This window comes from Methylobacterium sp. WL7 (assembly GCF_008040085.1).
Lineage (GTDB): Bacteria > Pseudomonadota > Alphaproteobacteria > Rhizobiales > Beijerinckiaceae > Methylobacterium > Methylobacterium mesophilicum.
Window position 1 is genome coordinate 1 of the sequence record NZ_VRVG01000007.1, and the last position, 17834, is coordinate 17834.

At 70.6% G+C, this 17834-nt stretch carries 15 protein-coding genes; 6 read left to right on the forward strand and 9 right to left on the reverse strand.

Annotated features, from left to right (window positions below):
- Nucleotides 1-39 precede the first annotated feature (39 nt).
- The 4 genes from FV233_RS03330 to glp form a co-directional block, all read right to left on the reverse strand.
- On the reverse strand, nt 40-915 hold the full coding sequence (locus FV233_RS03330) for a 4-(cytidine 5'-diphospho)-2-C-methyl-D-erythritol kinase (protein ID WP_147855774.1): 876 nt from the start codon (nt 913-915) through the stop codon (nt 40-42).
- A 127-nt stretch (nt 916-1042) separates the two neighbouring features.
- On the reverse strand, nt 1043-1483 hold the full coding sequence (locus tag FV233_RS03335; RefSeq protein ID WP_147855773.1) for a type II toxin-antitoxin system VapC family toxin: 441 nt from the start codon (nt 1481-1483) through the stop codon (nt 1043-1045).
- On the reverse strand, nt 1480-1707 hold the full coding sequence (locus tag FV233_RS03340) for an AbrB/MazE/SpoVT family DNA-binding domain-containing protein (RefSeq protein WP_147855772.1): 228 nt from the start codon (nt 1705-1707) through the stop codon (nt 1480-1482). Before FV233_RS03340 ends, FV233_RS03335 begins: the two co-directional genes overlap by 4 nt.
- Nucleotides 1708-1803: 96 nt before the next feature.
- On the reverse strand, nt 1804-3042 hold the full coding sequence (glp, locus tag FV233_RS03345) for a gephyrin-like molybdotransferase Glp (protein ID WP_147896607.1): 1239 nt from the start codon (nt 3040-3042) through the stop codon (nt 1804-1806).
- 146 nt (nt 3043-3188) lie between these two features.
- Here glp and FV233_RS03350 point away from each other — a divergent pair, with 146 nt between their 5' ends.
- Nucleotides 3189-4346 carry an aminotransferase class V-fold PLP-dependent enzyme gene (locus FV233_RS03350; RefSeq protein ID WP_147896608.1) on the forward strand — a complete coding sequence of 386 codons (1158 nt, stop codon included), beginning with the start codon at nt 3189-3191 and terminating at the stop codon, nt 4344-4346.
- Between the two features lie 34 nt (nt 4347-4380).
- Entirely contained in the window at nt 4381-5784 is a 1404-nt protein-coding gene (locus tag FV233_RS03355) for a hypothetical protein (protein ID WP_238261086.1), read from the forward strand.
- Between the two features lie 51 nt (nt 5785-5835).
- On the opposite strand, the gene FV233_RS03360 is transcribed toward FV233_RS03355, so the two are convergent.
- The 3 genes from FV233_RS03360 to FV233_RS03370 form a co-directional block, all read right to left on the reverse strand.
- Nucleotides 5836-6960: a GNAT family N-acetyltransferase gene (locus tag FV233_RS03360; RefSeq protein ID WP_147896609.1), complete on the reverse strand. Its 1125-nt coding sequence runs from the start codon at nt 6958-6960 to the stop codon at nt 5836-5838.
- Nucleotides 6961-6962: 2 nt separating this feature from the next.
- A complete protein-coding gene (locus tag FV233_RS03365; protein WP_147896610.1) occupies nt 6963-7952 on the reverse strand; it encodes a sterol desaturase family protein in 990 nt (329 codons plus the stop codon).
- 278 nt (nt 7953-8230) lie between these two features.
- Nucleotides 8231-9409 carry a glycosyltransferase family 4 protein gene (locus FV233_RS03370; RefSeq protein ID WP_238261097.1) on the reverse strand — a complete coding sequence of 393 codons (1179 nt, stop codon included), beginning with the start codon at nt 9407-9409 and terminating at the stop codon, nt 8231-8233.
- A gap of 276 nt (nt 9410-9685) precedes the next feature.
- Between FV233_RS03370 and FV233_RS03375 the strand changes: the two genes are divergently transcribed.
- Both FV233_RS03375 and FV233_RS31735 read left to right on the forward strand, forming a co-directional pair.
- A complete protein-coding gene (locus FV233_RS03375) occupies nt 9686-10867 on the forward strand; it encodes a DUF1972 domain-containing protein (protein WP_147896612.1) in 1182 nt (393 codons plus the stop codon).
- 522 nt (nt 10868-11389) lie between these two features.
- Nucleotides 11390-12109 (forward strand): hypothetical protein, encoded by a 720-nt coding sequence (locus FV233_RS31735; protein WP_348642215.1) that lies wholly within the window; start codon nt 11390-11392, stop codon nt 12107-12109.
- 7 nt (nt 12110-12116) lie between these two features.
- On the opposite strand, the gene FV233_RS03385 is transcribed toward FV233_RS31735, so the two are convergent.
- Together FV233_RS03385 and FV233_RS03390 are read right to left on the reverse strand one after the other, a co-directional pair.
- Complete coding sequence (locus FV233_RS03385; protein ID WP_147896613.1) at nt 12117-13421, reverse strand: VpsF family polysaccharide biosynthesis protein; 1305 nt, start codon at nt 13419-13421, stop codon at nt 12117-12119.
- Nucleotides 13418-15523: an exopolysaccharide transport family protein gene (locus FV233_RS03390; protein ID WP_147896614.1), complete on the reverse strand. Its 2106-nt coding sequence runs from the start codon at nt 15521-15523 to the stop codon at nt 13418-13420. Before FV233_RS03390 ends, FV233_RS03385 begins: the two co-directional genes overlap by 4 nt.
- 256 nt (nt 15524-15779) lie before the next feature.
- On the opposite strand from FV233_RS03390, the gene FV233_RS03395 reads away from it, so the two are divergent.
- Nucleotides 15780-17300 (forward strand): formyl transferase, encoded by a 1521-nt coding sequence (locus FV233_RS03395; protein ID WP_147896615.1) that lies wholly within the window; start codon nt 15780-15782, stop codon nt 17298-17300.
- 256 nt (nt 17301-17556) lie between these two features.
- Nucleotides 17557-17775: a hypothetical protein gene (locus FV233_RS03400; RefSeq protein WP_147853509.1), complete on the forward strand. Its 219-nt coding sequence runs from the start codon at nt 17557-17559 to the stop codon at nt 17773-17775.
- Nucleotides 17776-17834 lie beyond the last annotated feature (59 nt).

Consider the following 17834-nt stretch of genomic DNA (forward strand, 5'->3'; position numbering starts at 1 on the left):
GCAGGGGGCAGGGGGCTGAGGGCAGGTGCGACGCGCCGTTCAGCGCAGGAAGGTCGGCGCCACCCACCAATTCGGATGCGCGGTCCGCAAGGCGGCGGCAGCCCGCACCGCCGCGCGGCGGTCAGCAAACAGCGCGAACACCGTCGCACCCGAGCCGGACATCCGTGCCAGGCGGCATCCGTCCCGCGCGCGCAGGGCCGCCAGGGCCTCGCCGATCACCGGGGCGACCGTGAGCGCTGGCGCCTCCAGGTCGTTCCGGGCCGGGGCGAGGGACGCCACCAGGGCGTCGGCGCTGAGCCCCTCGGCGATCTCGGGATGGGCCGCGCCGTCGCGCGTCTGCCCGACCGCGAGGCCCAAGGCCTTGAACACCGGAGCGGTCGGCACCGGCACGCCGGGATTGACCAGCACGGCCGGCAGCGGCGCGAGCCCCAGCACGGGGCCGATCTCCTCCCCGGCGCCACGCATCATGCGGGCCCGCGGGTCGAGGCAGACCGGCACGTCGGCCCCGGTCTCGCGCGCGGCGGCGATCAGGGCTGCATGATTGAGCGGCAGGTCGTTGAGACACGCCAGCAACCGCAGGGCCGCGGCGGCATCCGACGAACCGCCGCCGATGCCGGCCGCAACCGGCAGGCGCTTGACCAGATGGAACGCCCCCAATCGCAGGTTCGGCACCCGTGCCGCCAGCCCGCGGGCGGCGCGCAGGACGAGGTTGTCGTCCGTCGGACCGGCCGGACCGGCGGTCGGACCGCTGACGGTGAGGCCGAGCGCGGCGCCGGGGTGGAGGGTCAGGCGGTCGGCGGTCCCCGCGAAGGCCACCAGGCTCTCCAACTCGTGGTAGCCGTCTCCGGCCCGGCGCCCGAGCACGTGGAGCGTGAGGTTGACTTTGGCGGGGGCGCGGTCTGCGAGCAGGGGCACGGGATCTCGAACGGGTCGGGCAGGGACGGATTTGACGCTCTACAGGCTGGTGGGCGCGGTGTCCCGCCGGATATCGGGGGCGGTGGGCCGTGAAGTGCTGTCCTGGGCGTGACGAGGGGGGATCCGACTAAGCGCCGGATACGCTCCCCCGCGCGGCCCAGTTCTCAATTGTGAGGGCAGGTTTCAGGCGATCGAACTCCCGCGTGTTGTTGGTCACGAGAATGACATCGAGCGCCTTCGCGTGCGCCGCGATCCAGAGGTCGTTGTTGCCGATGATCAAGCCGGCCCTCTGAAGCTTGGCGCGAAACGCCGCGTAATGCGCTGCAGTCGCTTCGCCCGGGGTGACGACCGGGATCATCTCCGTCAGCCTGGCAAAGGCCCGCAAGGCCGCATCGAATCCGGGTGTATCCCGGATCTTCTCCAAACCGAACTGCAACTCGCCATGGGTGATCGGCGATATCACCACCTCGCCCGGTCGCAGGTCGCGGAACCGTTCGAGTACCTGTGGCGGCCGTGCGCGGCGGATGTAGATGCAGATGTTGGTATCGAGCATGTAGCGCGGCTTCATAAGCCGTCGCGATCCTGCGGCGGCGCGTCCTCACGGACGAGTTCGTCGATCGGAAGCTCGGTCAGGAGCGCAAAGGCGGCCGTTAGGTCGTGCGTCCGGATCTCACGCAGCACGATTTCATCGCCCCTGCGGAGAATCTCGATCTCCGGGCCTTGAAGGCGGAAGCCGGCGGGCAGTCGCACCGCCTGACTGTTGCCCGACTGAAACACCCGAGTCCGCCTCATACAAGCCTCCGCGTATATACGTGCGAGTATATACGCGCGCCGCCAATTGTTGAGAGCGTCGTCACCCGACGCATGCCCAAGACCCATCCCCAAGACTCACCCCAGATCCCCGTGCGCCCGGTATGGCAACGGATCACCCACACGGATCGCGCTCAGATCCTCGCCGAGTTCCACCAGCCCGTCGCTGGCCGACAGGCCGGACAAGGCGCCCCCCGTCGACGGCACCGCCTCCGCGACGCCGTCGGCGCCGACGCGGATCTGGACGCGCAGGTACTCGCGCCGGCCCACGCGCTTCTCCTGGGCGAAGCCGCTTCGCACGGTCAGCGTCGGCGTCTCGTCGTGCGCGCCCGACAGGTGCAGGACGAGGGGGCGGAGGACCGCCAGGGCGGTCACGTAGGCGGCGGCGGGGTTGCCGGGGAGACCTGCGAACGGCGTGCCCGCCACGGTGCCGAGCGCCACGGGCCGGCCCGGCTTGATGGCCAGCCGCCAGAAGGTCAGCCCGCCCGACGCCTCGACGGCGGCACGGACGTGATCCTCCTCGCCGACCGAGACGCCGCCGGTGGTGAGGATCAGGTCGTGGTCGGCGGCTGCGGCTTCGAGGCGCTGCCGCAACGGGCCGGGCGCGTCGCGCAGGATGCCGAGATCGGCGGGTTCGGCCCCGAGCCTGCGCAAGAGGGCGGCGAGCATCGGCCGGTTGGCGTCGTGGATGCCGGCGGCCGGGAGAGGCCGGCCGGGCGGGGTCAACTCGTCGCCGGTGGAGAACAACGCCACTTTGAGCGGCACGCGCAGGCGCAGGGCGGGCAGGCCGAGCGCGGCGGCCAGCGCGAGGTGGCGCGGACCCAGCCGGGTGCCCGCCGGGATCGCGCGGCTGCCGCGCGCAATATCCTCTCCGGCCCGGCGGCGATTGGACCCCGAGGCGAGGCCCGCCGGCAGGATCACAGCCTCGCCGTCGATCCGCACATCCTCCTGCATCGCCACCGCGTCGGTCCCCGGCGGCATCGGCGCTCCGGTGAAGATCCGCACCGCGAAGCCCGGCCCGGGATCGACCGGCGCATGCCCGGCCGGGACGCGGCCCCCCAGGGGCAGGCGTGTCTCGCCCGCATTCGCGACGTCACCGGCGCGCACGGCGTAGCCGTCGACGGCCGCGTTATCGAACGGCGGCAGATCGATCGGAGCGATCAAATCCTCGGCGAGGACGCGCCCATCGGACCGGTCGACAGGGACCGTTTCGATGGCTGACAGGATCGGCAGCCGTGCGCGCAACAGAGTCACCGCGTCGGCGACCCGCATGGGCGCGGGGGCAACGTCGAAGCAGTCGCGGCTCAGGCGTCCCATCGTGACGCGATGTCGGTCGTTGGCAGGAAGCGGGTCGGCACGGGTGCCTCGCGGGGCTGTGGTCCGCCGGCTTGCGGCATCGGGGCTGGGCGATCAAGCCCGGACGATGGCGGCTGCCCGTCCGATCCTCTACGCTCGCCTCTATCATGCCGCGTATCGAAGCGATTCCCAGTCAGCGCCACCTGTTCGAGGTGCCGGCGGACGTCAGCTACCTGGATGCCGCAGCCTGGTCGCCGCTGCCGCGCGTCGTCCGGGCTGCAGGCGAGGCCGGCATCCTGACCAAGAGCCGACCCTGGGACCATCCCAGGACGGCGTTCCCGGCCCTCGCCGAGCGGACCCGCGAAGCTGCGGCGCGCCTGATCGGTGCGGGCGCGGACGATGTGGCGATCGTCGGCTCGGTGAGCCACGCCATGGCGACCGCCGCGTGTAACCTCGCTCCCGCGCGGGGCGGGCGCCTGCTGCGAGTCGCCGACGAGTTCCCCTCCCTGCGCTACGCCTACGACCGGCTGGCGGCCGCGCACGACCTGGCCGTCGAGGAAGTTCCCCGGCCGCCGGACGGCGACTGGACCGCCGCCCTGCTGGCGGCGATCCACAAGCCGTCGGACAAGCCGCTCGCGATCGCCACCCTGACACCCCTGCATTGGACAGACGGAAGCCTGATCGACCTCGACCGCCTCACACCGGCGGTGCATGCGGCAGGTGCGGCCCTGGTGATCGACGCGACGCAGGCGGTGGGGGCGATGCCCGTGGATGTGGCCCGCTGGCGGCCGGATTTCCTCGCCTTTCCGACCTACAAATGGGCGCTCGGCCCCTACGGCGTCGCGTTCCTGTACGCCGCCCCCCATCGGCAGGACGGCCTGCCGATCGAGGACAACATCGGAAACCGCACGCCGGCGGCCGGAGCCCGGCGCTACGACCGGGGTGAGTTGAACGATCCCGTGGCCCTGTCCATGGCCGCGAGCGGGCTTGACCTCATCGCCGCGTGGGGCGTCCCGTCCATCGCCGCGCGGCTTCGGGATCTGACCGATCGCCTCGCCGAGGGCGTGACGGCGCTCGGCCTCACCGTGGCGCCACCGCATCTGCGCGCGGACCACATCCTCGGCGTTCATGCGCCCGGCGGCCTGCCCGATGGGCTCATGGATCGCCTGCAGGCGGCACGGGTCTTCGCGAGCGAGCGCTCGGGCGCTCTGCGCCTCAGCCCGCATGTCTGGGCCGACCCGGACGACGTCGCGCGCTGTCTCGCCGCACTCCGAGATGTGCTGGGGTCCAGGACCCGGAACGATACGGACTGGACCGGCCGCTAGATTTCGTGCCTCCGTCGCGTGCGTGCGGATGCCCGTGCGGACCGCCACCCACGTTCCCGGGGTCGAGGCGTGGCAATTGTCCCCCTTGGACGAGGCCGCCCACACCCTCCTGTCGAGACCCATGCCGCGCCCCGGTGAGACCCGTCCCATGCCGGCCCGCAGCCTACGCCTGACCGCCTCCGTGCGCGCAGCCCTGTCGGGACGGTTCGCCGTGATCCTGTCCGGCGAGCTGATCCAGAGCCTGTTCCACTTCGCGCTGAACATCCTGCTGGTCCGCGAACTCGACGCCCACGATTACGGGCTGTTCGCGATCGTGTTCACGGTCGGCGCAGTCGGCATCACCTATATCCGCGCCCTGGTGACGGTGCCGGCGACGCTCCACCTCGCCCGGAGTCTCGGCCGACCGGCGGCGCTGGGCTACGACGTGATGTTCGGCTCCGGCGCGGCCCTGGTCTCCGTGCTGATGGCGTTCGCCACCGGCGTGGCGCTTCTTCCCGTGATCGGTCTGGGCGCACTGGGTGCAGGGGCGTTCGTGGGCCTCTACGGCTTCCGCAGCTATCTGCGGATCGTGCTGCTCGCCCGCGGACGGCCGCGGATCGCGGGCTTGAGCGACCTCGTCTACGCGGTCTGCGGCGCCGCCTTCCTCTGGCAAGGGCTGAGCGGCGAGGGCGAGGCGCTGCTGGACCGCGCCCTCCTGGCCATCGCTCTGGCGCATGCCATCGCGATCGCGGTGGCATACGGGGCGCTGCGCGAGCGGCTCAGACTTTCGCTCCACGCCCGGGCGCGGGCGCGATACCGGGCGATCTGGCGGACCCTGGCCTGGTCGCTGGCCGGCGTCACCAGCCTCACCGTCCAGGGCCAGGGCCTGACGCTCCTGTTCGCCCTGCTGGCCGGCCCCGCCGCCTACGCGCCCATCGCCGCGACGCTCGTGCTGTACGCGCCGCTGCGCATTCCCACGTCCGCGCTGATGAACATGGTCCTGCCGGAGATAAGCAGCCTGCTGGCCGTAGGGCAGATCCAGGCCGCCCGGCGGCTCGTGACGCGCTACGTCCTGCTGATCGCCTTCGCCTGCCTAGTCTATGGGTTGCTGATGGCCGCGACCCTGCCGCTGATCGAGCGGGTGCTGTTCAAGGGGCGCTTCGCGGGCGAGCCCATGGGCTGGATCGGCCTCGGCGTCTGGGCTGTCGTGACGATGTCGCTGCTCTACGCGATTCCACGCGCCTATCTCGAAGCCTCCGCGGCCTTCCGAATGATCACGGCCGGGGCCGTAGCGAGCGCCGCCCTCGGCTTCGCCCTCATGGTGCCGCTCCTGCTCCTGTTGCCCCCTGCCACCGCGCTCGTCGGGCTCCTGGCCTCGGAGATCGCGACGCTGGCCTGGTCGGTGGCTGCGTTCCGGGGCCTGTCGCGGGGACCACGGGGTGCGGCGGCCAAGGGATGATTCGACCGCGCGCCCGCGCCGAGCGCGCGATGTCCGGAGATCCTCAGCGCGTCACGCCGCGGCCTCGGTCGGCGGCGCTTCCGCGGCGCCGTCCTTGCCGAAGCGCTGCTGCAATGCGTGGCGGGTGCGGTCGACGAGATGCGCGGCCGCGCCCTGGGGGGTGCGCCCGCCCATCATCGAGGCCAGGGTCAGGGATTGGGTGCCGAAACGGCCCTTGAAGCCCTCGTCGCCGCACAGGAAGTCGACCGTGTGCAGCCCACGGTCGATCGACCACATGATGTAGTCCATCATCAGGACCATGCCGGGCGAGCCGCGCTCGAAGGCCGGATCGTAGGTGGTGACGAACGCCATCATCGTCCCGGCCTGGACGAAGTTGATCGAGACGGCGACGACGGCGCCGCCGCATTCAAGCACGAAGGCGTGCAGCAGCCCGGTCGCGGCCAGCACCTGGACCATCGCGGGCAAGGCCTGCGAGCCCTCGTCGTAGAACGCCGTGGACGGCAGGTCGTGAGTCGCCAGCCAAGCCCGCTTGAACTGGGTCAGCCTGTCGAGAACCGGCCCGAGCGGCTCCTCGGGGCCGAGCAGCCGGAACGTCAGCGGCCCGTGCTCGCCCATGCTCTTCTGGCCGCGGCGGTAGTTCTGGCGGGTCTTCTTCGACTGTGCGTCGAACCAGGCTTGCCCGGTCGGCCAGGGGCCGCGCACCCGCCAGTTCGCCTCGTCGCGGTGGTTCAGCCGCAGCCGGACGCCGCCTGTGGCGGGGGCGAGCAGCGCCCGCGCGGCGGCGTCGGGCAGGAGGCGGTTGAGATAGGCCAGATCGAAGCCGCCCTCGCGGCTGGCCTGCCGCCACATCCGGCACACCAGCCCAGCATTCGTGCGGTCGGCCAGCACGGCGTCGCCGAAGTCGGAGCAATCCTTGGCGGCCCATTCGAGCACGCGAAACCCTTTCCGCCGCACCGTGGCGAGCGGAAGCACGCCGACCAGGGTCTCGCCCCGCCACGCCAGCACGATCGCCAGCGCCCGGCGATCGCGGTCGGGGGCGCTCGCCCACCAGGCCGAGATCCAGGCATGGCTCTGGAACACCAGGGCATTGCTGCGGGTCCACAGGTCGGTCCAGGCCGGTCCGACGGCCGCGAGGCGGTCGGTGGTGCGGACGATCTCGAAACGTTCAGGAGACATGGTCAAGCGCCCGAGCGAGGCTGAGCCGGAATTCCGCGCAGGCGCCGCACCTGCCGCACGATCCGCCGGCCCATCTTTTTCAACGGCAGCACGTAGAGCCCCGACAGGGATTGATAGTCGGCGACATCCCGATCGACGAGGCCGAAGGTGAAATCCTCGTTCGGATCCGGGACGTGAAGGGTCCCGAACAGACGGTCCCAGAACGAGAACAGCAACCCGAAATTCTTGTCGTAATGCTGGGGCGCGGTCGAGTGGTGGAGCTGGTGCCAGTGCGGGCAGAGGATGACCGCGTTGAGCCGGCCGAACGAGATCTTGAAATGCGTGTGCCGTACGAAGTCCATCATCAGGATGTTGCGCATGATGTAGACGTTGATCCCGAACACCGTCAGCTCGACCGGGTTGAGCGCGAGCAGGCTCCAGATCCCGAAGCAGATCCCGGGGATCACCCCGTCCCAGGCGCGGTTCATCAGCTCGTCGAGCGGGTGGACCCGGTCCTTGGTGATGCCGACCATCACCTCGGCGGAGTGGTGGACCTTATGAAGCTCCCACAGGAACGGGTAGCGGTGCTGGGCCGTGTGGTAGAGGTAGTAGGACAAGTCGTAGGCCAGCAGCATCGTGAGGGTGAACAGCACCACGGTCACCGGCCCGGGATCGCCGAAGACCGGCTGGTCGATCCCGAAGACGGTGCCCAGCACCCGGTTGGTCGCGTAGCCCACCGCCACCACGAAGGTCACCCCGGCCGGGATCAGCAGGAACGGCATGATCGCCTTGCGGGTGATGTAGAACAGCAGGTCGGCCCGGGCCGAAGGATGAGTCATCACTTCGTGCGGCAGCACGAATTCGAAGAACTCGGCGAACGAATAGCGTTCGGCCGTCCGCAGGTAGGCGATCAGCGCGCAGCCGAACGCGGTCGCGAACAGCAGGCCCGCGGCGACGAGGTTCTCTGCGGAGACCCTGTCGACGATCTGCGTGATGAAGCCGACGACATCCATGACGAGGCGTTCCCTCCGCCGGTCCGGTTTGCTCGCCGACGGGGACCGCCGACTCTACCTTGCGATGTCCGACGCCCGGACGATGCGGATGGCCGCTCCCGATCCGACGCTTCGAGCTTCGCCAAAACGCGTACGTTCTGCCCGTCGACCATTATCGACGACTGGTACTTACCGAATCTGACTGTCGCGTCGATTGTCCACCGGAGATCGGTCGCGACTGATGATCGCTGGTCCGGCCCGGGTATCCGCCGCCGAGCGCTTGAGCCCGCGGCTTCCGATCACACCGTCGGGCGCGCGGTCTGTTCCGCCGTCACCGCCTTCTCGGCGCTGAACGCGCCCCGCAGGGTCGCCCGGACCATGCCGTTGATCCCATCGGCCGCCGAGGCTTCCGAGAACAGGGTCTCGTAGCGCACCCGCGCCGCGGCGCCGAAGCCGCGCCAGCTGGCCGGATCGGTGGCGATGCGGCCCAGCACGTCGGCGATCGGCTGTGGGCCGCCCGGCGGGACGATCCACCCGGTCTTGCCGTCGGCTACCACCTCGGGGAGTCCGCCGATGTCGGTCACCAGCGGCGGCACCCCGTAGGACATCGCCTCGATCGCGACCCGGCCCAGGGATTCCGGCCGCTGCGACGGCATCGTCACCACGTCGGCCCAGCGGTACAGCGCGGACGGATCGTCGACGAACGGCTGGAGCGTGACCTGCTTCGACAGACCGGTCTCGGCGATCCGGGCGGCGAGGGCTTCCTCGCGCGCGGCATCCTCGAAGGCGCTGCCGACGATCCGTAATTCGATCCGGCTGCGGACGGATTCCGGCAGGGAGGCCAGCGCCTCGACCAGGACGTCCTGCCCCTTGATCCGGCTGATCCGGCCGAGCATCAGCACCCGCAGCGGGCGCGTGCCGTCGTAATCCCGGTCGTTCGGCTCGGTCGGGCCCGCGATGCCGTTATAGACGACCCGGGCCGTGGCCTCCGGGGGCAGCGCGTAGGCGCGCTCGGTGGCGCGCGAATTGAACACCACGTTGGCCCCGCTCCAGCGGATCAGCCCGCGCAGGACCTTCAACACGGCGCCTTCCGGGATCTCGTGCACGTGCACGATGCTGCGCCCCGGCAGCAGGCGGGCAGCCAGCAGATAGTCGGCCACCACGGTCGTGTTGACGTAGACGAGGTCGCTGTCGCGGATGCGCCGGAGCGCCCGGGCCACCGCGAAGGGCAGCGCCATCATCCCCAGCGTCGCGAGCCGGGCGAGGTTCTTGCGTCGCAGGATCCACAGGGGCTCGATCACGATGGCGCTGGCATAGGGCTCGAGCGCCGCGACGATCGGGCCGCGACGGGGCAGAACCACGTCGATCCGCGCGGTCGGATGGGCGGCCCGGATGGTCCGCACCGTCTCGATGAAGCAGCGATCGGACCCGTAGAGTTCGAAACCCTGGTGGACACAGGTGATGCGCGTGACCGGCACATCGCCACGGGCCCGGCCGAAGGTGAACCGGCCCGTCGTCCCGGCGGCGCCCGGCTCGGCGGCGAACCCACCACGCTGCAGGGTCTCCAGCCCAAAAGCCAACGGACGCGATGCGCTGTGGGCGCCAACTGGGCTAGACGATGTCGTGAGTATCGAACTGTCTACCATAAGATGAATACTTGTCAGTCTATAACAACTGTGAGTTGTATCGCCTGTTTAGGCGACCGTTATTCCTATCTCCGTACAATATGAGTCGCTGACAAGAAAGGAAGAGCCGTGCCCGTCGATGTGCCCACACTACTTATTCTTGGGACACGCGGCATTCCGGCCGCCCATGGCGGCTTCGAGACTTTCGCGGAACGTCTCGCGCTCTATCTGGCGGGTCGCGGCTGGCGGGTGGGCGTGTATTGCCAGGCGGAGGTCGACCGGGTGCGGGAGCGAATCGCGACCCGAACCTGGAACGGCATCGAACTCATCACCGTGGAGGTCGCCTTGCGCGGCCCGGCCGCGACGCTCGCCTTCGATGCGGTCTGCGTGAAGGACGCGGCGACGCGGGGCGGCGTCTGTCTCGTGCTCGGCTACAACGGCGCGGCGTTCCTGCCTTACCTCCGGGCGCGCGGCGGCCGGATCCTCACCAACATGGACGGGATCGAGTGGCGCAGGCCGAAATGGTCGCTGCCGGTCCGGACGTTCTTCTACCTGAGCGAGTGGATCGCGGCCTGGTCATCGCAGCGGCTCGTGGCCGACCATCCGGCGATTGCGGACCATCTCGCCCGGCGCCGCCCAAGACGCGCCATCGCGACGATTCCCTACGGAGGCGACCCGCCGCCGGCGGATCTCGGCCCGCCCCCGCTCGGTCTCACGGCGGGCCGCTATCTCGTGTCGATCGCCCGCATCGAGCCCGACAACAACATCCTGACGCTCGTCGAGGCGTTCTCACGCAAGCCGCGGGGCATGCGGCTGGTGGTGCTCGGAACGTTGAAGGTCTGCAACGCCTATCACCGTGCGGTCGAGGACGCCGCGGGACTGGAGGTGCTGATGCCGGGAGCGATCTATGAGCCGGAGCTGGTCCAGAGCCTCCGGGTCCACGCCCGCGCCTACCTTCACGGCCACACGGTCGGCGGCACCAACCCATCGCTGGTCGAGGCGCTCTGGGCCGGCAACGCGGTGATCGCCCACGACAATCCGTTCAACCGCCACACTGCGGGCGACGGCCAATTCTACTTCACGGACGGCAACAGCTGCGCCGCCGCGATCGAGCGCGTGATCGCCGACGACGATGCGGTCGCGGCGGCCGGTGCGGCGGCGCGGGCGCGTGCCGAAAGCTTCCGCTGGGACGACGTGTTGGCAGCCTACGAAGGCGAGCTGCGGCGGGTCGGCGGCTACCCGGCACTCGCCGCATCGCCCATCCGGACCCACGCGAGCCCCGCCCGCGTCACGGCCGGGACCGACATGTGAGCGCGAACCGGCGTTCGGTGCTGGCCGGCGGCCTCGCGGTGGCCGGCGCCGGTGCGCTCCCGGCTGCCGCCGTAGCCGAGCCGCTTCCGCTGCGCCGTGGCATCGCCCTGTGGCCCTGGTTCTCGCTGACCACGGAGTTCCCGGCGCCGCGCATCGATTACGCGTGGCCGCCGTTCCAGGCCGACCGCCCGACCCCGACCCGCGACGACCTGCGCCGGCTGGCCGGGCTGGGCTTCGATTTCGCGCGGCTTCCCCTGGATCCCGGACCGTTCGTGGCGTTCACGGGCGGGCGCCGGGCAGACCTCATGGCCATGCTCTCGGCCGCGATCGACGACGTGCTGGCTGCCGGGATGCGCGTCCTCGTCAACGTGCAGGCGAATGCCGCCACGCATCATTACACGCCCGACGCGTTCTACGGATCGGACCGGGCGCCGCTGTTCCCCGCCTATCGCGATCTCATCGCGGACCTCGCCCGGCTCTGCGTCCGGAAGGGTATCGGGCGGGTGGCGCTGGAGCCGGTCAATGAGCCGCCGGCAGGGCTGTGGGGCCGACGCCTGGAACCGGGTCCAGGCCGGGCTCCTCACCGCAGCGCGGGGCGCCGCGCCGGGCTTGACTCTGGTGGCGACCGGCGCCTGCGGCAGCCTCGTTTCCGGGCTGTCGGTCCTCGACCCGGAATCCCTCGCCCGGTTCGCGCCGCTGCTCTACACCTTCCACTTCTACGAGCCGTACCTGTTCTCCCACCAGGGCGCGACCTGGCTCACCGAAGAGCCGTTCTATCGCTGGCTGAACGCCGTGCCCTGGCCCGGCGCTCCGGGGCGCCAGCCCGAAACCCTGGCGGCGGTCCGGGCCCGCATGGCTGCCGACCGCGCGGTCCCGGAAGCCGAGAAGGCCCGGGACCGCACGGTGATCGAGGCGAAGCTGCGCGACTACTTCGCGGCCGAGCCGGGACCGGCTTATCTGGCGAAGGAGTTGGCCTCGGTCTCGGCCTGGGCCGACCTCTACGGGATCCCGGCCCGGCAGATCCTGATGGGCGAGTTCGGGGCCCTGCGCACCGACGCCCGCTACACCGCATCCCGGGCGCCCGACCGCGCGGCCTATCTCGGCGACGTGCGGCGGGCGGCGGAGCAGGCGGGCTTCGGCTGGTCGTTCTGGAACCTGTTCGACGGCCTCGGCCTGATGGACGACGCGCACGCCGTCGATCCCGCCCTGGTCTCCGCACTGGGTCTGACGGCGCGGCCGTGAGCGGCCCTCAGGCCCGCGTGCGCAGGGAATTGAGCGGAAACAGCACGATCAGCATCAGGGCGAACTTCGCCAGCATGGTGGTCTTGCCGGCCAAGCCCTCGAAGGTGTTGACCAGGATCACGAAGGTGAGGATCGGCAGCCAGACGCCGCGTCGGCAGTTGCGCGCGATCTCCGTGAGGTAGAGGCCCACCGCCACGACCAGCAGCGTCGTCACCAGGATGCCGTGGTAGAGCACGTCGGAGACGATCGAGTTCTCGATGCCCCATTCCAGGCCGTAGATCCGCCGCAGGGTGCTCACCTGCAGGAGGTCGGGCGCCAGCAGCAGCTGCCGGAACGGGACGGCATCGAAGATCGCCAGCATGTCGACCCGGGCCTGGGCGCTGCCGCCGTCCGAGACGAAACGGCTGAGCAGCGTGTCGAAGAACCCCACCGCCGCCAGCACCGCGACCATCACCGGCAGCGCCGTCAGCACGAAACATGCGCAGGCCGCCCCGATCAGGGGGATGCGGTTGCTCCGCAGCGTCCGGTTGAGGGCGAAGAGGCCGACCGCCCCGCCGAGTGCCAGGGTCGTCACCGTGGCCGACCGGCCGCCGAAGGTCACCAGTGCCACGAGCTGCAGGGCGATCACCCCGGCCCGGAGCGCCGGGTTCAGCCGGCCGCCGCCGTTGGCGAGCGCCAGGATGTAGCAGGCGGTGAGCGTCGCGTTGACGAGCGGGTGGCCCTGGAGCGCGGCCGAGCGCGTGTCGGTCTCGAACGCCATGCCGTCGAACCGGAACGGGAAGAACCGCTGGCCGCTGGCGAACTCGAACAGACCGAGCAGCGCGTTGGCCAGCATCATCAGGTGGAAGGCGGTCTCGATCCGCCGAAGCGTCGCTTCGTCCCGGTCCATCAGCAGGATCGGGACAAGCCCGGCCAGCACGAAGGTGTCGATCGAGCCGGCCAGGCCCGTGCCGCCGCGGGCCGCAATCAGTCCGAGCAGCAGCACGCCGCAGAAAGCCAGCAGCACGCAGGCCGGCCGGCGGTTGAGGGCCTGCGCCACCGGGATCACCGGATTGCCCGCGCGCAGCATCGTCCAGCCGACCAAGGCGACGACCATGTAGGTCGCGGGATGGATCTTCGCGGGAGCCGAACCGCTGATGCCGTCGTAGTTGAGGCCGAGCGCCCAGAGCAAGCCGCCCGATACGCCGACCAGAACCACGGTCAGCAGCACGAACGCCATCGACTCGAGCCGGTCCAGGCCGCGCAGGCGCGTCTCCGGCCGCGAACGCGCCGCCTGCCGGTGCGCGAAGCCCGCGGGCCGCGCCGTGCTCACGCGCTGCGCCGGTCGAGCAGCAGGGAACCGGAGACGGGCCGGCCCAGGGCTTCCGAGGTGTCGACCAGGTCGATCAGGTCGCGCTGGCGGGTGGCGCCGTTGCAGACGACCAGCAGCAGCCGGTCCGCCGCCGCCGCGATCGGGCCGAGACGCAGGTTCTCGGAGAGAACGCCGCCATCGACGAGCACCAGTTCGAAGCGGCCCTTCACGCCGGCCAGAAAGCGCTCGATGTTGGTCGGGACCAGCGCGTCGCGGATCGGCTTATGGGTATCGCCGAGCCCGATCCGCCGGGCGCCGGTCTTCGCGTCGACCTGCGTGACAGCGTTGAGGCTCTGCTCACCGCGCAGCACGTCGAGGAGGCCGGGGGTGCCAGCGCTGTCGGTGCGGAGATCGGCATCGATCAGCAGCACGCGGTCGCCGCGCGCCACGGCCACCGAGGCAAGCAGCGCGATCACCGCCCTGCGCTCGTTCGCCTCGGCCTGGCCCGACGTCACCAGCAGCGCCAGCGATCGGCCGCGCGTGCCCGCCGTGGTGGCGAGGTGGTCCAGGGTGAAGCTCGCGGCCGCCGTGCTGGCGCCGCCCGGTTGGACGCTCGGGATCACCGCGACGACGGGGGCGTTCGACAGCCGCTCCAGCTGACGCGACGACAGCACCGTCGGCTCCAGGTATTCCCGAGTCAGCGCGAGGCCGGCTCCGAGGCCGAGGCCGCCCGCCAGCGCAGCGGCGACCAGGATCAGCCGCGGCGGCCAGCTCGCGTCCTGCGGCGGCCGGGCCGACGTGATGATGCGGGCATTCGAGCTGTCGATGCCCGACTGTTCCTTGATCTCGCGGGTGCGTACCAGGAAGGTGTTGTACACGGTGCGGGCCGCCTCGACCTCCCGCTCCATCTCGCGCAGCTGGACCGAGGATTGCGCGGTCACCGCCGACTGCCGCTGCAGCCGCTCCAGGTCGGCCGCGAGCGACTTCTCGTTGGCCTGGGCGCGCTGGTACTCGGTTTCGGCGGCACCGGCGATGCGGTTCAATTCGGCGTCGATCAGGCGGCGGACATCCTGCATCTGCGTGCGTACGGCGGCGATGTAGGGATGGCGCTCGCCGAGGTTGGTGCGCAGGTCCGCTTCCTTGGCGGCAAGTTCGGCGTACTGGCCGCGCAGCCGGTCGACCGCCGAGGACTGGACGGCCTCCGGCATCGCCCCGGAGCCGATCGCTTGGCCGCGCGCATCCTTGATACCCTGCAGGCGCGCCTTCGCCTCGGCGGTCCGGGCCCGCGCCGCCACCAGACGGGCGTTGGAATCGGTGAGCTGCTGCTCGTTCACCAGCCGGCCGCTCGACGCGATCAGGCCGTTGCGGGCCTTGTAGTCCTCGAGCTTCTTGTCGGCGGCGTTGACCGCGTTGCGCAATTCGTCGAGCCGCCCGCGCAGGTCGCCCGAGGCGCGCTTGGCCGCGTCGGAGCGCGCCTCGGTCTGATCGACCAGGTAGGCGTTCGCGATGGCGTTGACGATCCGGGCCGACAGGTCCGGATCCACCGTGGTGACGACCACGTCGATCACGAACACCTTGTCGGCGCGCTTGACGGCGAGCTTGCGCCGCAGCTGGTCGAGCGCCCGGCCGCGCGCATCGACGGGCCGCTCCGGCTTGGGACCGAGAACCATCTCACGCAGCGACGCGACACCGCGGGATATTAGGCCGTCCTGAGCCGCGCCGAACCCGGGCTCGCTCTCCAAACGTGCCTGCGTCACGGCCCGGCCCAGGACCGCGTCGGATTCGATCACCTTCACCTGGCTCTCGACCTGGGCGATGCCGCCGTCCGGCGACAGGGCGGCGGGATTGACGTCGTTCAGCACCACCTGCCGGTCGCGGGGGTCGATCAGGATCTGCGCGGTCGCGGTGTAGAGGGACGGTGTGATCAGGGCATAGGCCAGGACCAGCAGCCCGAGCACCAGGGCGGTCCCCAGCACCGTGCGCTTGCGCCGCCACAGGATGCGCCACAGGTCGCCGAACTCGGCGGTGGTGTCGGGCCGGGTCGGGCCCGTCCGCTCCGGTTGTGCCGGATGGACCGGCGGGAGCCAGCTCGCCACGGCAATGTTACGGTCGATCTGTGCCACGATCGGTCACCATCGTCTCGAACTCGGTCGGTCCCTCGCGGGCCCCATCTCCTACTGCAAGAGTCGCGCAGACTGCTGACAATCCCTCAAGACTGCCGAGGGTCGTGTGCGCACGCACCGATTACTCGGCGTCTGGTAAACGCCCTGCACCGAAGTTTGCTGCCGCCAGGTTTATCGGTCCCGTTAGGGTTTGGGAATTAGATCGTATCCGCGGCCATGACGTGTCGGACCGCTGCGCTGCGCGAGGGCGCTCATCATGCATGTGAGAGTTCGCCTGGACGGCGCCGAACCGCGCCGCTGGCAGATCGCCCTGTTGGAGCGAATCGCCGCGATGGCCGGGATCCGCACCGTCGGCGTCGACGCCGCGCCGGTTCCGAACGGGTGGCCCGACACGGTCGAGCTGCTGTTCCGGCTGGAGGCGCTGATTCACCGTCTGCCGCGGATCGGCTCGGAGCGCCTGCCGCCGACCGCCCTCGATCCATGGCGGCGGCAGGACGCCAGGGCCGATCTGACGATCGACCTGTGCGGCGACTTACCCGCCGGGCCCAGCATCTGGCATCTGGCCTTTGACGGCCGGTGCGGTGACGACGCCCTGTTGGCGAGCCTTCTGGCCGGCGCGGTCCCGCGGGCCACGCTGATCGCGGATGGGCGCATCGAGGCCGAAGGACGGCTCGGCACCGACCGGCCCGGCATCCTGTTGGCCGGCGTCGACGACGCGCTGGCGCGGACGGTGACCCTGATCGCCGCAGCGATCGGCCGCCGCGCCGCCGGGCGCAGCGATCCGTCCTCGGCCGTGTCCGAGCCGTCCCCGGGGCCCGAGCGGACGTTGTCGGGCACCGAACTCGGTTCGCGCGCGGCGCGGATGCTGGCCGGCGCGGTGATCCGCCGCCTCTACCACCTCTGCTACCGCGCCCCGCACTGGCGCTGCGGCTGGCGGCGCCTCGACGGGCCGGACCTGATCGACCTCGGTCGTCACCCCCAGACCGGATGGACCGACCTGCCGGATGACGGCCACCGCTTCTATGCCGACCCGTTCCCGCTCGCCCACGCCGGGAGCACGCACGTCTTCGTCGAGGAATTTCCGCACGCGACCGGCAAGGCGATCATCTCGGCCGTCCGGTTCGGCCCGAACGGCCCCGAGGGCACGCCCGTGCCGGTGCTGGAGGAGCCCCATCACCTCTCCTACCCGTTCGTGTTCGAGCGCGACGGCGCGGTCTGGATGGTGCCGGAGAGTTCCGCGGCCGGCCGGGTCGATCTCTATCGGGCGACCCGCTATCCCGGGGGTTGGGTGAAGGAGGCGACGCTGCTCTCCGACGTGGTCGCCAGCGATGCGACGCTTCTCGAACAGAACGGCCGGTGGTGGCTGTTCGCGACACTGCGCGATGCCGCCGTCGAGGCGCCTGCCGGCTCCGGATCCTACCACGACGCGCTGTGCCTCTGGTCGGCCCCCGATTTCCGGGGTCCCTACACGCCGCATCCGGCCAACCCGGTCCTGATCGATCCCGCGACCGCCCGGCCGGCCGGGCGCATCGTCGAGCGCGGCGGGCAGCTGATCCGCCCGGTCCAGGATTGCGCCACGGGCTACGGCCGCGCCCTGGGGCTGGCGCGGATCGACCGCTTGGACCCGGACGGGTTCGCCCAGACCCTGATCGGCCGCGTCGAGCCCGGCCCGGCCTGGGCCGGGAGCCGGCTCCACACCGTCAATTCGGGCGGCGGCATCGAGTGTATCGACGGCTCGGCCCGAGCCCCCCGGATCCGGATGCCGGGCCGTTCCTGACCGCTTCGGAGCGTAGCCGTCTCCGGTAGCCCGCAAACACCCGGGTTCAGCCTGTTGCGACCGGGCTTCGGACGTCAAAACGTTGTCCAAGCGATTGTTGCGTACCTCCATGGTGGATAACGCAACTTGTACGTGCCCTAATCCGCATGGACTAATTGCATAGATTGTATTTTGGTCTGAGGATGTCTGATATCCCGAGCGCCTGATCAATCGGAGTGACTGTTTCATGAGTGCAAGCGCGACGATCGGAAGCGACATGCCCGCGCGCAGCGCCCTGAATGTCAGGCTCTCGCGGATCGCCGCCGTTGCCGGCATCCCGGTCGAGGCGTTCTTCACCGAATCCGCGTCGGCGACCCATGGCGGGCTGATCGAGCTGATCCGGCTCTGGGACGCGGCCGGGACGGAGACCGCGCGGGCCGAGATCCTGGCCGGCACCCGCGCGGTCGTCGCCGGGGCGAGCGACAATCCCCGCTGAGGAACGCTCGGACGCCGAGATACGGATCTGACCCGACGCGCCCGATGCCGGATCGTACC

Excerpts from the sequence above, each read along its gene's own strand:
- FV233_RS31735 (WP_348642215.1), top strand. The coding sequence starts at position 11,390 with ATGAGCCGCCGGCAGGGCTGTGGGGCCGACGCCTGGAACCGGGTCCAG.
- FV233_RS03360 (WP_147896609.1), bottom strand. The coding sequence starts at position 6,960 with ATGTCTCCTGAACGTTTCGAGATCGTCCGCACCACCGACCGCCTCGCG.
- FV233_RS03350 (WP_147896608.1), top strand. The coding sequence starts at position 3,189 with ATGCCGCGTATCGAAGCGATTCCCAGTCAGCGCCACCTGTTCGAGGTG.
- glp (WP_147896607.1), bottom strand. The coding sequence starts at position 3,042 with ATGGGACGCCTGAGCCGCGACTGCTTCGACGTTGCCCCCGCGCCCATG.
- FV233_RS03335 (WP_147855773.1), bottom strand. The coding sequence starts at position 1,483 with ATGAAGCCGCGCTACATGCTCGATACCAACATCTGCATCTACATCCGC.
- FV233_RS03395 (WP_147896615.1), top strand. The coding sequence starts at position 15,780 with ATGCATGTGAGAGTTCGCCTGGACGGCGCCGAACCGCGCCGCTGGCAG.
- FV233_RS03340 (WP_147855772.1), bottom strand. The coding sequence starts at position 1,707 with ATGAGGCGGACTCGGGTGTTTCAGTCGGGCAACAGTCAGGCGGTGCGA.
- FV233_RS03400 (WP_147853509.1), top strand. The coding sequence starts at position 17,557 with ATGCCCGCGCGCAGCGCCCTGAATGTCAGGCTCTCGCGGATCGCCGCC.
- FV233_RS03365 (WP_147896610.1), bottom strand. The coding sequence starts at position 7,952 with ATGGATGTCGTCGGCTTCATCACGCAGATCGTCGACAGGGTCTCCGCA.